This is a genomic window from Frigidibacter sp. SD6-1 (assembly GCF_030143255.1).
Classification (GTDB): domain Bacteria; phylum Pseudomonadota; class Alphaproteobacteria; order Rhodobacterales; family Rhodobacteraceae; genus TMP-24.
This window is the reverse complement of sequence record NZ_JARJNR010000002.1, coordinates 341,131-353,945: the sequence shown is the minus strand read 5'-3', so window position 1 is coordinate 353,945 and position 12,815 is coordinate 341,131. Positions and strand designations below refer to the sequence as shown.

Genomic DNA, 12,815 nt, shown 5'->3' with positions numbered 1-12,815 from the left:
CTTTGGAGCCCTCGGTGGAGGACGTTGTAAAGCCCAGGAAAAAACCTGCCCAGGCGCGAAGCCGCGCCACGGTCGAGGCGATTCTCGAAGCCGCTACTCGCATTCTCCGAGAAGAGGGTCTGGGCGCGATCAATACGAACCGGGTCGCCGAACGGGCGGGGGTGTCGGTCGGCTCGCTCTACCAGTATTTCCCCTCCCGGGGCGCGATCCTGTCGGAGCTCGTCCGGCGGATGCGGCTTTCGATGAGTGCGCGCCTCGCGGAGACAAGCGTTGCGTCGCGGCATCTGCCGTTGGAAGAGGCGATCCCCCTGATGATGGTCGCGGCGGTCTGGCAGTATGAGACGGAGCCGCGGCTGACACGGGCGCTGGAAGACGCAGAGGCACAGCTGCCGCGCGATCCGGAGGTGATGGCGGGCCGGCGACAGGTCCGTGAGGCGATGGTGTCCTGCCTCAGCGGACGCGGGATCGCCGATCCGTCAGAGGCCGCGACGGATGTGATCGCCATGACCCGCGGGATCGTGACGACGGCGCTCGCCACGGGGCAGGTCGACTTCGAGGCGATTCGTGTGCGCACGAGCCGCGCCGCGCTCGGATATCTCCTCGGCTGTCCGCGGGCCGGCGGTGCGGATGGGCAGGCGCCGGGCCATCTGTCCTGACGGTCGGGCCGAAAATCCTTCGCGAAGGATTTTCGGCGGCGCCGTCGCGCCCTGTATCAGCGGCCGAGCTTCGCGTGAACCTCGTCCAGGTCGATTTCGCCGATCGGCATCTTGTTGTCGGGATCGTCGAAATCGTAGCGGAAGAGCTGGAAATCCTTCTTGTAGATTTCCCAGACGAGATGGCGCGAGAGATCGTCGAAATAGGCCGAGATCGGATGGGCGCGCTTCGGACCGTGGCCTTCGCTTTCGTTGAAGCGCGGCACGTCCTTCAGGACGACCGGCACCGGCGTCTTCACCCGATCGAGGACCTTCTGCATGCCCTCGTCGAACCTCTCGGTGAAGAAGATATGGTCGTAGCGCCCGCCGTTCACGATATAGGTCGAGACATGGCCCGCCATGGCCGACCAGTGGATGTCGGGTTCCATCGGGCGGCGCCAGCGGATCGTGTCGCGCGCAAACAAGAGGAAGCGCCGGAAGCTGGCGATCTGGTCGAAATCGAAATCGTTTTCGGGGCTGCCGACCTCGATCCCGTATTTCTGCGCCAGCATCGGCACCAGATTGCCGCGATAGCGCTTGCCGTTGCGCTGGATGCCCGCGATCTTGTCGAAGAAGGACGACAGGATGCGCCCGTAGGGGTTGCGCACACAGGTGAAGGCAAAGCTCTTGTGCCCCTTCACATTGGCCTCGATCTTCGGCTGGCTGGCCTCCTGCGCCCATTTGTGAAGGCCAGCGGTCGAATCATGGATGTCGCCGTCGAAGAAGCGGCCGTGATCGGAATAGAACATGATCTGGCCGATGGACGAGCAGGCGCATTTCGGCACCACCCGATAGACCATGCTTTCGCTTTCCGTCATCCACGTTCCGGGGAAACCCATCGCCGATCGCCTCGCTGCACCCCTCACATCCGGGGGTTGAAAAGAAATTTTTCGGACAGAACCAAACTAATACTGTCTTTTCAATGGACAATCCATCTATCAGAGAAAGAGTGCGAAAATCGGGCAACCGCAAGGCAAATGGCGAAGATCGCTTACACACTTCTCTGTCACAAGGACCCGCAAGGGGTCATCGCCCAGGCCCGGCGGCTGACGGCGGCGGGCGATTATGTCGCGATCCATTTCGACCGGCGCGCGCCGACGGAGGCCTATCAGGCGATCCGGGCGGCGCTTGCCGACAATCCCTCGGTGGTCTTTGCCGCGCGGCGCATCAGGTGCGGCTGGGGCGAATGGAGCCTTGTCGCCGCCTCGCTACATGCGGTGCGCGCGGCCGAGACGGCCTTTCCCGACGCCACGCATTTCTTCATGCTGTCGGGCGACTGCATGCCGATCAAGACGGCGGAATTCATCCACGACCGGCTGGACCGGGAGGACGTCGACTATATCGAAAGCTTCGATTTCTTCGACAGCGACTGGATCAAGACCGGCATGCGGGCAGAACGGCTGACCTACCGCCACGTCTTCAACGAACGCACGCAGAAATGGCTCTTCTACCAGAGCTTCGAATGGCAGAAGCGCCTCGGCCTCGCGCGTGCCATACCGGCGGACCTCAGGATCATGATCGGCAGCCAATGGTGGTGTCTGAGGCGCCGCACGATCGAGGCGCTGCTGGAGTTTTGCCGGACGCGGCCGGATGTGATGCGCTTCTTCCGCACGACATGGATCCCGGACGAGACCTTCTTCCAGACGCTCGTGCGCCATCTGGTCCCGGAGGGCGAGATCCGGACCCGCACGCCGACCTTCCTGATCTTCACCGATTATGGCATGCCCGCGGCCTTCTACAACGACCAGCACGACATGCTTCTGGCGCAGGATTTCTTCTTCGCCCGCAAGATCAGCCCCGAAGCTCAGGATCTGAAGGCGCGGCTTGGCGACCTTTACGGGCAGACCGGTGTCAGTTTCGGCATCACCGGCGAGGGCAAGAAGGTTCACGGGTTTCTGACCAGCCGTGGCCGCGAAGGGCGGCGGTTTGCTCCGCGCTTCTGGGAGGCCGAGGGGGGGATCGGGCAGAACCGCACGCTTCTGCTCGTCGCCTGCAAGAAATGGCACGTGGCCAAGCGCCTTGCCGCCGCGATCCGCGCGCACAGCGACATTCCCGCGCTCGACTATCTCTTCACCGAAGAGGCGACCGCGCTGCCCGATCTTGGCGGGATCGAGACGACGCTTGCCAAGCGCAGCCGCCATCGCCGCTCGCTTCTGCGGATGCTGTTCGATCACTTCGGCACCGACAGGATGGCGATCTGCCTCGACACCGCCGATTTCGACCTGATCCGCGATTTCTACGGCGACCGCGCGACTGTGCGGCTTCTGGAAATCCAGTGCGACTTTTCCGATGACTATCTGAAGGGTCATGCGCAGCGCGTTGGCCTTGCGGGTCCCGCGACCCGGCCCGAGACGATGGAGGCGCTTCTGCCCACCGTGCGCTTCGATGTGCGGTTCGAAAGCGACCGGATCCGCGATGCGGACCTGCCCAAGACCTTCCATCTGCGCGAGCGCGCGAGTGCGGAGGAAAATGCCGTGTCTTTGGCGCGTTTCCTTGCTATTCCCGCCGAGACCGCGCGCGCGATTGCCGCGACCGACCATCTCTTTGCCGATTGAGAGCAACCATGGCCTACAGCTACGACCCGACCAACATCTTCGCCCGCATCCTGCGCGGCGAGATACCGAACCGGACGGTGATCGAGACCGAGCACACGCTGGCGTTCGAGGATATCAACCCCAGCGCGCCGGTGCATGTTCTGGTGATCCCGAAAGGCCCCTATGTGTGCTTCGACCATTTCGCCGCCGATGCGAGCGCCGAGGAGATCGCCGATTTCCACCGCGCCGTGGCCGGGATCTGCCGCAAGCTGGGGATCAGCCCGGGCGAGGGCGGGCAGGGTTACCGCGTGCTGTCGAACGCCGGTCACCACGGCCATCAGGAAGTGCCGCACTATCATATGCATCTCCTTGCCGGGCGCCCGCTCGGCCCGATGCTCGCCCGCTGACTTGTCACCCGACCGCCCATCGCTAGAATGGGCCGAACCCTTGTTGTGAAGAGCCCGACCATGCCGATCCCCGCGCCCGAGACCGAAGTGATCAACGTCTGGAAAATCCCCTGCGACGGCGGCGAAGGCGCGCTCGGCCATCCACGCGTCTGGCTGGCCGTGCCGCATGACACCGGCGTCGTCGAATGCGGCTATTGCGACAAGAAATACGTCCACGAGAATTTCATCGAGAAACTCAGGGAGTGAACGGGCTCTCGCTCGAACGATCGGTCGCGGTACCGGTTTCGCGCTTGTGGGCGGTTCTGGTGGAGCCAAGCCTGTGGTGGGGCCCGGACGTGGTGATCGAGGCCCGGCCCGGCGGCCTGTTCCGCGAACCATGGCGTGACGCGACCGGCGCGGCGCATGCGACCCGCGGCAGGGTGATCCTGGCCGACCCGGCGCGGCGCCTGGTGCTGGACTGGGCGGATGAGGACTGGACCTTCGTGACCGAGGTCTGTTTCGACCTGACCGCAGCGGGCGAGACGAGCCGCCTGGGCCTGACTCACAGCGGCTGGGAAGGCGCACCGGAACACGGGCGCGCCGCGCTGATTGCGGCGCACGAGCGCGGTTGGTCCTTTCATCTCGACAATCTGAAGGCGGCCGCCGAGCGAGGGTAGGGTGATCCGACCGGCAAGTTGGCTTCTGCGGGCACTGCGCTGGCTGGTCGCCGCGACCGTCGTCTTTCTTGCGGCGACAGTTCTGGGCGGCCTGATCGCGGGACCGGTCGGCGGCCCGCGCGGCGGCGCAGGGCATCCGGCGCGCGAAGTCGGTCTCCTCGCCGGGGCGATCCACAATGATTTCGTCTTCCCGCTTGATCCCGACCTTCGCCGCCGGTTCCAGTTCGCCGAGCAGGGCGGCGTGCCGGTGGGGCATCCGGATGCCCGCTGGCTGATCGTCGGCTGGGGCGCGCGCGCCTTCTACACGACCACCGGAACGATGGCTGACATCGCGCCCGGTGCGGTCTGGCGCGCGGTCATTGGTGACGCCTCGGTCCTGCGGGTCGAGGTCTGGCGGGATGTCGATCTTGCGGGCCTGCCGACCTACCGTCGGCTCGCGCTGACAGAGGCGCAATATCAGGCCCTGATCGCCGGGATCGAGGCGGAGTTCGCGCGCGACCGGGCAACGGGAAGTCCGGTTCTGGTTCAAGCGCCGGGTTTCTATGAAGGCGACGCCTTCTTCGCTGGCCGCACGCGCTTTCACCTCTTCAACACCTGCAATGTCTGGGTCGGGCGACAGTTGCGCGCCGCCGGTATCCGCTTCGGCATCTGGACCCCCGCCACCTGGTCGGTGAACCTGTCGCAGTGGCGGTTCGGACAGGAGCAGGGCTGACGGCAGCCGACGAGTCCGCGGCGCCCGACCGCAGCGTCTGGCCAAGCGCCCCTCTTCATGCGAAGACCGGAAGGTCAGGCGAAACGGGGGACGGAATGTCATTCGGCAAGGGCAGCCATCTGCATCTGATCGACGGGTCGGCCTTCATCTTCCGCGCCTATCACGCGCTGCCGCCCTTGACGCGCAAGTCCGACGGCCTTCCCATCGGCGCGGTCGCGGGGTTCTGCAACATGCTCTGGGGCCAGATCCTTGCCAACAAGGGCAAGGACGGGCCGACGCATGTGGCCGTGATCTTCGACTATTCCTCGAAGACCTTCCGGGATGAGATCTATGACAAGTACAAGGCCAACCGGCCCGAGCTGCCCGAGGATCTGCGCCCGCAGTTTCCCTTGACGCGCGAGGCGACCCGCGCCTTCGGCGTCGCCTGTCTGGAGATGGAGGGATACGAGGCCGACGATATCATCGCCACGCTGTCCCGCCGCGCGGTCGAGGCGGGGGGCGATGTGACCATCATCTCCTCCGACAAGGACCTGATGCAGCTTGTGGGTGGCGGCGTCGTGATGTTCGACGCGATGAAGAACCGCCGCATCGACCGCGACGAGGTGATCGAGAAATTCGGCGTGCCGCCCGAGAAGGTCATCGACGTGCAGGCGCTTGCCGGGGATTCGGTCGACAATGTCCCCGGCGCGCCGGGGATCGGGCTGAAGACGGCGGCCCTTCTCATCAACGAATATGGCGATCTGGAAACGCTTCTCGCCCGGGCAGGCGAGATCAAGCAGCCCAAGCGCCGCGAGGCGCTGGAGGTGAATGCCGACCTGATCCGCATCTCGAAACGGCTCGTGACGCTCGATGCCGCGGCGCCGGTCGCCGAAGCGCTGGAGGAGCTGGAGGTCAAGGCGCCCGAGGCGGGCGCGGTGATGGAGTTCCTGACCAAGATGGAATTCCGCACATTGACCAAGCGCGTGGCCGAGGCGCTGAAGATCGATGTGCCCGCCCTGCCGGAGGCACCCGCCGCGCCAGCGGCCGGCGCCGATGAGAAGCCGCAGGCGCACGAAGAGGCGTTTCCCTTCGATCACGCCGCCTATGAATGCGTCCGCGACAGGGCCGCGCTTGACGCTTGGATCGCACTCGCCCGCGAACGTGGCTATCTGGCCATCGACACGGAAACGACAAGCCTTGACGAGATGCGCGCCGAGCTTGTGGGCATCTCGCTTTCTGTCATCCCCGGGCAGGCCTGCTACATCCCCGTCGGCCACCGGCAGGGCGCGGGCGACCTCTTCGGCTCCGCCACGCTTGCCGAAGGTCAGATGGCGCGCGACGAGGTGCTTGCGGCGCTGAAGCCGGTGCTGGAAGATGATGCGGTCCTGAAGATCGGCCAGAACATCAAGTACGACTGGAAGATCCTCGCCCGCCTCGGCATCCGCATGGCGCCCATCGACGATACGATGCTGATGTCCTATGCGATGCATGCGGGCCTGCACAATCACGGCATGGACGGGCTGTCGGAACGCTACCTGTCGCACCAGCCCATTGAAATAAAATCGCTTCTGGGCTCAGGCAAGTCCGCACGCACCTTCGATCAGGTCCCCATTGACGAAGCGGTGAAATATGCGGCCGAGGATGCAGACGTCACGCTCCGCCTCTGGCGCGCGTTCAAGCCGAACCTCCATCGCGCGCAGGTGACGACCGTCTACGAGACGCTGGAACGCCCGCTGGTGCCGGTTCTGGCCGACATGGAAATGGTCGGGATCCGTGTCGATGGCCAGGTCCTCAGCCGCATGTCGAATACCTTCGCCCAGAAGATGGCGGGGCTCGAGGCCGAGATACAGGAGATCGCCGGTCAGCCCTTCAATGTGGGTTCGCCGAAGCAACTCGGCGAAATTCTCTTTGATACGATGGGGGTCGAGGGCGGCCAGAAAGGCAAGACCGGCGCCTATGCGACCGGGGCGGATGTGCTGGAAGACATAACCACCCTTGAAGACGTGAACCCCACGGCGGCGCGGCTGGCGGCGGCGGTGCTGGACTGGCGGCAGATATCCAAGCTGAAATCCACCTACACCGACGCGCTGCAACAGGCGATCAATCCCGAAACGGGCCGCGTCCATACCTCCTATTCGATCGCGGGGGCGAACACAGGGCGCCTCGCCTCGACCGACCCGAACCTGCAGAACATTCCCGTGCGGACAGACGAGGGGCGCCGCATCCGCGAGGCTTTCGTCGCGGGACCGGGCATGCGGCTCGTCTCGCTCGACTACAGTCAGATCGAACTGAGGATCCTCGCCCATGTCGCGGGCATCCCGGCCCTGAAAGAGGCGTTCCGGCAGGGGATCGACATCCATGCGATGACCGCGAGCCAGATGTTCGGCGTGCCGGTCGAGGGGATGGACCCGATGGTCCGCCGCCGGGCGAAAGCGATCAACTTCGGCGTGATCTACGGCATCTCCGGCTTCGGCCTGGCGCGCAACCTGCGCATCCCGCGGGCAGAGGCGCAGGCCTTCATCGACACCTATTTCGAGCGTTTCCCTGGCATCAAGGAATATATGGACGCGACGACCGCCTTCGCGAAGGAAAAGGGCTATGTCCAGACCCTGTTCGGCCGCAAGATCCATACGCCGGAGATCAATTCCAGAGGGCCCACCGCAGGTTTCGCCCGCCGCGCGGCGATCAACGCGCCCATTCAGGGCGCGGCGGCCGACGTGATCCGCCGGGCGATGATCCGCATGCCGAAGGCCATCGCGGACCTGCCCGCGAAGATGCTCTTGCAGGTCCATGACGAACTCCTCTTCGAGGTCGAGGAAGGCGCGGTCGATGCGCTCATCAGCGCCGCGCGCGCGGTGATGGAGGGCGCGGCCCATCCGGCCGTGCATCTCGACGTGCCGCTGACGGTAGATGCGGGCCGGGGTTTGAACTGGGCCGAGGCGCATTGACGGGCCGCTGATCGTGCGGCTGCCCTCACGACCGGCCGTGGCTGCTCTCGCATCGGTCGTGGTCACCGAACGCGGCGAGCGTCCGGCAGGCACCCTCCGATCCATCGCAGGCGGCGGCGATCCGGGCAAGCTCAGCCTCCAGCCCGCGCAAGGCCTCGATCCGGCGGCGGATATCCGACAGGTGACGTTTGGCGATCGGATGCGCCTTCGCGCAATCGCTGCCATCAAGCGCAGTGAGTTCGCGGATAGCTTCAATCGGCAGGCCGAGGTCGCGCGCATGGCGGATGAAGGCCAGCCGCTCCAGCCCGGCATGGCCATAGCGGCGCTGGTTGCCCTCGGTCCGCCCTTCGGGCGGCAGAAGGCCCATCTGTTCGTAATAGCGGATGGTCGGTACCTTGACGCCGGTGCGCCGCGACAGGTCTCCGATCGAGAGCATGGGGAATGTCCTTGAACCTCTAGCCGCTAGAGGAATTAGGGTCGTGACAGGTGAGTCGCAAGAGAGCGGAAGAGATGGCGGAACACAGGCACGGGGCGGGCGGCGCCCATCATCATGATCATGCGGATCATGGCCGCGCGGGTGGGCCTGACCACCACGGTCACAGCCACACGCACAGCCACGGGATCGAGGGCAAAGGCGACTGGCAGGTGGCGGCGGCGGTCGCGACCAATCTCGTTCTGACCGTCGCGCAGATCGTGGGTGGCATCATCGCCGGGTCGGTCGCGCTGATCGCCGATGCGATGCACAATCTCTCGGACGCGCTCGCGCTCATCATCGCCTTCGCCGCGCGGCGGATCGCGCGCAGGCCCGCCCATCCGGGCATGTCCTTCGGCTATGCCCGCGCCGAGGTGGTCGCGGCGCTGGTAAACTACACCACGCTGATCGTCATCTGTCTCTGGCTTGGCTATGCGGCGGTCGAACGCATGGTCGACCCGCCGCCGGTGGAGGGCAGCGTGGTCGTGATCCTCGCCGGGGTCGCTCTCATCGTGAATTCCGTCACTGCGCTTCTGACCTTCCGGCTGGCGCGGGAAAGCGTGAATATCCGCGCAGCCTTCCTGCACAATCTCTCTGACGCGGGCACCTCGCTTGCGGTGATCGTCAGCGGGCTTCTGGTCATGTGGTTCGACTGGCGGCTGGCCGATCCCTTGATCACGCTTCTGATTTCGGTGTGGATTCTCTGGCACTGTTTCAGGGAGGTCGGGCCGGTGATCCGCATCCTGATGCTGGCCGCTCCCGAGGATGTCGCCGATGGCGACCTGCGCGCGGCGATCCTGGCCGAGGACGGCATCGTGGACGTGCATCACCTGCATCTGTGGCAGATCGACGAGCGGCGCAATTCGCTTGAGGCGCATCTTGTGCTCGCCGACGGGGCCGAGGCCGCCGATGTCACGCGGCGCCTCAAGGCGCGGCTCGCCGACCGGTTCGGCCTGTCGCACACGACCTTCGAGGTCGAGCGGGCAGGCGCGGGCTGCGCGGGGCGGGCCTGCTGAGGCCCCCCTCCCCATCCCTCCCCACAAGGGGGAGGGAGGCGCCCTGACGGCGGCGGTGCCTCTTGCTCCTGTCTGGCGCGAGGGCGTCAGCCCAGCCAGCCAAGGCCCGCTGCCGTTTCGCCCTTGGGATTGTATTCGGCCGAGACCCAGCCCCGGTAGCCATCCGTGTCAAGCCTGGCGAAGAAGGCGGGATAGTCGATCTCTCCGCCCGAGGGTTCATGGCGGCCGGGAAAGCCCGCGATCTGCACATGGGCGGCGCGGTGCCGGTGGCGCGCCCAGGTGCCTGTCACGTCGCCGGTGATCCGGTGGGCATGGTAGGCATCGAACTGCAGCGCGAGATTGGGCGCTGCGACCTCGTCAAGGATTTCGGCGGCGAGATCGAAATCGGCGAGCCAGTAGCCGGGCATGTCGATCCGGTTGATCGGCTCGATCGTCAGGCGGCGTTGCGGCGCATGGGCGCAGGCCCATTTCAGGTTCGCGACGAAGGTCGCCCGCGCCGCAGGATCGTCGGTCACGCCCGCCATCACATGTATCTGCTGCGGTTTCAGAACTTCGGCGAAACGCAGGCAGCGGTCGAAATCCTTGCGGAACCGCGCCTCCGCACCCGGCACGGCGGCAAAACCCCTGTCCCCGCCGGTCCAGTTCGGCGGCGGCGTGTTCATCAGCACGAACGTCAGCCCGTTCACCACCAGCTGGTCGCGCATCTCCTGCGCGCTTTCGTCATAGGGGAAGAGAACCTCCACCGCCTCGAAGCCCGCAGCCTTCGCCGCCGCGAACCGCTCCATCAGCGGCAGTTCGGTGAAGAGGAGGGTCAGATTGGCCGCGAAGGCAGGCATCAGGGCAGCTCGGCCGAGGGGATGACGGGAAAGAAGACACCGCTGGACCAGAGGCCGAACCATTGCTCGCCCTCGTGCGCCTCATGCACACAAAGCTCCACGATCCGGTAGAAGGTCTTGCGGTCGATCAGCGCTTCGAGGTTGGCGCGGATATGGATATAGGGCGAGGGTTCGCCGGTCTCGGCGTCGCGTACCACGCGGATCGGATGGTCGGGGCCCGCCATCGCCTCGTCGTCGACATGGGTGACGAAGGTCAGCACCTGATCTCGCCCGGTACCTTCGACCCGGAAGTCAGTCGCCACGAAAGGCGCGTCCACCACCCGTATGCCGACCTTCTCGACCGGCGTTACCAGAAAATAACTGTCGCCATCCTTGCGGATAATCGAGGAGAAAAGCTTCACCAGCCCCATGCGCCCCATCGGCGTGCCGAGATACCACCAGGTTCCGTCGCGGCGGATTTCCATGTCGAGATCGCCGCAAAAGGGCGGCGACCACAGATGGACCGGCGGCGGCCCCTTCTTGCCTGCGGCTTTCGCGGCCGCTGCGATGTTTTCCGCCGAGGGCTTCACGATTGGGTGTCCTTCCGGTTTTTCCCCATTGGTGTCAGACGCATAATCTGCCTTTAATGGGATACCTAGCAGGGAAGGACCGATCTGTCATGGCTGAGGATAGCGCATTGGTTGCAGATATCGAGGCGCTGGGCGAACGGCTCGGGCAAGCGCGTGCCATGATCGCCCGGCGCTTTATCGGGCAGGAACGGGTCGTGGACCTGTCGCTGACCGCGCTTCTCTGTGGTGGGCACGGGCTTCTCGTGGGCGTGCCGGGGCTTGGCAAGACCATGCTCGTCGATACGCTCGGCACCGTCATGGGGCTTTCGACCCAGCGTGTGCAGTTCACGCCCGACCTGATGCCCGCCGATATTCTGGGCTCCGAAGTGCTGGAGACCGCGAAGGACGGCAGCCGCGCCTTCCGCTTCATCGAAGGGCCCATCTTCTGCCAGCTGCTGATGGCCGACGAAATCAACCGCGCCTCGCCGCGCACCCAGTCGGCGCTTTTGCAGGCGATGCAGGAACGGCAAGTGACCGTCGCAGGCCAGCATCGGCCGCTTGGCCCGCCCTTCCATGTGCTCGCCACCCAGAACCCGATCGAGCAGGAAGGGACCTATCCCCTGCCCGAGGCGCAGCTTGACCGGTTCCTCGTGCAGATCGACGTGGATTATCCCGACCGCGAGACCGAGCGGAACATCCTTCTGGCCACGACCGGGGCAGGTGAGGCGATCGCTTCGCAGGTCTTTGATGCGCCCGCGCTGATCGCCGCGCAGACCGTCCTCAGGCGGATGCCCGTGGGCGAGGGTGTGGTCGAGGCGATTCTCGATCTCGTGCGCGCCTGCCGGCCGGATGCGACGGATGCGGGCGCCGCGGTGAAAGCCTCGGTCAGCTGGGGTCCGGGGCCGCGCGCGGCGCAGGCCCTGATGCTTGCCGTGCGCGCGGCCGCACTTCTCGACGGTCGGTTCGCGCCGTCGGTCGAGGATGTGGCGGCGCTGGCCAAGCCGGTTCTCAGCCACCGGATGGCGCTGACCTTCGCGGCGCGGGCGCGGGGGGAAAGCCTGGGGCAACTGATCGCCGACGTGGCGCGTGGCGCGCTCAAGCTGGACGCGGCATGAGCCCAGCAGGCCCAGCCGCGGCAGCGGGCCTCCGGCAGCAGGCCGGTGGCCTTGCCGATGCCTTGCCGCCGCTTCTGGCCGAGGCACGGCAACTGGCCGCGGCGATCCAGACCGGCGAACACGGGCGGCGCCGTGCGGGCGTGGGCGAGGAATTCTGGCAGTATCGCACGGCGCGACCCGAGGATGAGGCCCGCCGCATTGACTGGCGCCGCTCGGCCCGGTCGGACCAGTTCTATATCCGCGAGAAGGAATGGCAGGCCGCGCAGTCGGTGCATCTCTGGGTCGACCGTTCCGCCTCGATGAATTTCCGCTCCTCCGAGCGCTGGCCCGAAAAAGGCGCGCGGGCGCGGGTGCTGGCGCTGGCGGTGGCCATTCTTCTGGAACGGGCGGGCGAAAGGTTCGGACTGGCCGACGACCGTGCGCCGCCGCGCGCGGGACGGGCCCAGCTTGGCCGCGTGGCAGGCATCCTCGCAGATGAGGCGCCTCTGCCCGAGGCCGAGGCTGCGCTCGCCACGGCGACCCTCGTCAGCGGGGCGCGGGCGCTGGTTCTGTCGGATTTCTTCGGGGACATCGACCGGATGTCGGAACTTGTCCTTGCAGCGGCGGCCCGGGGGGTGATCGGCGCGCTGATGCAGATCGTCGATCCGGCGGAAGAGGATTTTCCCTTCGCGGGCCGCACCGTCTTCGAGATGATGAGCGGTGCCGCGCGGCATGAGACGCAGGAGGCGGGCGGTCTGCGCCGCCGCTATATCGAACGGCTGGCCGAGCGGCGCGACCGGTTGCAGGCGCTCGCCGCGAAGGCGGGCTGGCAGTTCACCATCCACCGCACCGACCAGCCGCCGATGGCGGCGCTTGTCTGGATCCACACGGTCCTCGGGGGTGCGCGGTGACGCTCTTCGG

At 66.0% G+C, this 12,815-nt stretch carries 14 protein-coding genes; 10 read left to right on the top strand and 4 right to left on the bottom strand.

The window, feature by feature from the left end; genetic code table 11:
• Positions 1-14: 14 nt before the first annotated feature.
• A complete protein-coding gene (locus tag P0645_RS06250; RefSeq protein ID WP_284163714.1) occupies positions 15-656 on the top strand; it encodes a TetR/AcrR family transcriptional regulator in 642 nt (213 codons plus the stop codon).
• Positions 657-712: 56 nt separating this feature from the next.
• Here P0645_RS06250 and P0645_RS06245 read toward each other — a convergent pair whose 3' ends face one another.
• Positions 713-1,531 carry a sulfotransferase family protein gene (locus P0645_RS06245; protein WP_284163713.1) on the bottom strand — a complete coding sequence of 273 codons (819 nt, stop codon included), beginning with the start codon at positions 1,529-1,531 and terminating at the stop codon, positions 713-715.
• A gap of 138 nt (positions 1,532-1,669) precedes the next feature.
• Between P0645_RS06245 and P0645_RS06240 the strand changes: the two genes are divergently transcribed.
• The 6 genes from P0645_RS06240 to polA all read left to right on the top strand — a co-directional run bounded on the left by P0645_RS06240 (position 1,670) and on the right by polA (position 7,928).
• The gene (locus P0645_RS06240) at positions 1,670-3,247 is read left to right on the top strand and encodes a DUF5928 domain-containing protein (RefSeq protein ID WP_284163712.1); all 1,578 of its coding nucleotides are present in this window, start codon (positions 1,670-1,672) and stop codon (positions 3,245-3,247) included.
• Positions 3,248-3,255: 8 nt separating this feature from the next.
• Complete coding sequence (locus tag P0645_RS06235) at positions 3,256-3,633, top strand: HIT domain-containing protein (RefSeq protein WP_284163711.1); 378 nt, start codon at positions 3,256-3,258, stop codon at positions 3,631-3,633.
• Positions 3,634-3,693: 60 nt separating this feature from the next.
• The gene (locus tag P0645_RS06230) at positions 3,694-3,879 is read left to right on the top strand and encodes a zinc-finger domain-containing protein (protein WP_267633468.1); all 186 of its coding nucleotides are present in this window, start codon (positions 3,694-3,696) and stop codon (positions 3,877-3,879) included.
• Positions 3,876-4,289 carry an SRPBCC family protein gene (locus P0645_RS06225; RefSeq protein ID WP_284163710.1) on the top strand — a complete coding sequence of 138 codons (414 nt, stop codon included), beginning with the start codon at positions 3,876-3,878 and terminating at the stop codon, positions 4,287-4,289. Before P0645_RS06230 ends, P0645_RS06225 begins: the two co-directional genes overlap by 4 nt.
• 1 nt (position 4,290) lies before the next feature.
• Complete coding sequence (locus tag P0645_RS06220; RefSeq protein ID WP_284163709.1) at positions 4,291-5,001, top strand: TIGR02117 family protein; 711 nt, start codon at positions 4,291-4,293, stop codon at positions 4,999-5,001.
• A gap of 95 nt (positions 5,002-5,096) precedes the next feature.
• Positions 5,097-7,928 (top strand): DNA polymerase I, encoded by a 2,832-nt coding sequence (gene polA / locus P0645_RS06215; RefSeq protein WP_284163708.1) that lies wholly within the window; start codon positions 5,097-5,099, stop codon positions 7,926-7,928.
• A 25-nt stretch (positions 7,929-7,953) separates the two neighbouring features.
• Here polA and P0645_RS06210 read toward each other — a convergent pair whose 3' ends face one another.
• Positions 7,954-8,364, bottom strand: coding sequence for a MerR family transcriptional regulator (locus P0645_RS06210; RefSeq protein WP_284163707.1), 411 nt, complete (start codon positions 8,362-8,364; stop codon positions 7,954-7,956).
• A gap of 74 nt (positions 8,365-8,438) precedes the next feature.
• Here P0645_RS06210 and P0645_RS06205 point away from each other — a divergent pair, with 74 nt between their 5' ends.
• Positions 8,439-9,416: a cation diffusion facilitator family transporter gene (locus tag P0645_RS06205; protein WP_284163706.1), complete on the top strand. Its 978-nt coding sequence runs from the start codon at positions 8,439-8,441 to the stop codon at positions 9,414-9,416.
• An 86-nt stretch (positions 9,417-9,502) separates the two neighbouring features.
• Here the strand turns inward: P0645_RS06205 and P0645_RS06200 are convergent, their stop codons facing one another.
• Both P0645_RS06200 and P0645_RS06195 read right to left on the bottom strand, forming a co-directional pair.
• Positions 9,503-10,252, bottom strand: a complete 750-nt coding sequence (locus P0645_RS06200; protein ID WP_284163705.1) for a hydroxypyruvate isomerase family protein — start codon at positions 10,250-10,252, stop codon at positions 9,503-9,505.
• A complete protein-coding gene (locus P0645_RS06195; protein ID WP_284163764.1) occupies positions 10,252-10,824 on the bottom strand; it encodes a DUF1285 domain-containing protein in 573 nt (190 codons plus the stop codon). The genes P0645_RS06200 and P0645_RS06195 overlap by 1 nt, the downstream gene beginning before the upstream one ends.
• Positions 10,825-10,910: 86 nt before the next feature.
• Between P0645_RS06195 and P0645_RS06190 the strand changes: the two genes are divergently transcribed.
• Positions 10,911-11,915: an AAA family ATPase gene (locus P0645_RS06190; protein ID WP_284163704.1), complete on the top strand. Its 1,005-nt coding sequence runs from the start codon at positions 10,911-10,913 to the stop codon at positions 11,913-11,915.
• A complete protein-coding gene (locus tag P0645_RS06185) occupies positions 11,912-12,805 on the top strand; it encodes a DUF58 domain-containing protein (RefSeq protein WP_284163703.1) in 894 nt (297 codons plus the stop codon). The genes P0645_RS06190 and P0645_RS06185 overlap by 4 nt, the downstream gene beginning before the upstream one ends.
• The last annotated feature ends 10 nt before the right edge of the window (positions 12,806-12,815 follow it).

Coding starts and splice junctions, on each gene's coding strand:
- P0645_RS06210 (WP_284163707.1), bottom strand. CDS start 8,364: ATGCTCTCGATCGGAGACCTGTCGCGGCGCACCGGCGTCAAGGTACCG.
- P0645_RS06240 (WP_284163712.1), top strand. CDS start 1,670: ATGGCGAAGATCGCTTACACACTTCTCTGTCACAAGGACCCGCAAGGG.
- P0645_RS06230 (WP_267633468.1), top strand. CDS start 3,694: ATGCCGATCCCCGCGCCCGAGACCGAAGTGATCAACGTCTGGAAAATC.
- P0645_RS06205 (WP_284163706.1), top strand. CDS start 8,439: ATGGCGGAACACAGGCACGGGGCGGGCGGCGCCCATCATCATGATCAT.
- P0645_RS06185 (WP_284163703.1), top strand. CDS start 11,912: ATGAGCCCAGCAGGCCCAGCCGCGGCAGCGGGCCTCCGGCAGCAGGCC.
- P0645_RS06200 (WP_284163705.1), bottom strand. CDS start 10,252: ATGCCTGCCTTCGCGGCCAATCTGACCCTCCTCTTCACCGAACTGCCG.
- P0645_RS06190 (WP_284163704.1), top strand. CDS start 10,911: ATGGCTGAGGATAGCGCATTGGTTGCAGATATCGAGGCGCTGGGCGAA.
- polA (WP_284163708.1), top strand. CDS start 5,097: ATGTCATTCGGCAAGGGCAGCCATCTGCATCTGATCGACGGGTCGGCC.
- P0645_RS06235 (WP_284163711.1), top strand. CDS start 3,256: ATGGCCTACAGCTACGACCCGACCAACATCTTCGCCCGCATCCTGCGC.
- P0645_RS06245 (WP_284163713.1), bottom strand. CDS start 1,531: ATGGGTTTCCCCGGAACGTGGATGACGGAAAGCGAAAGCATGGTCTAT.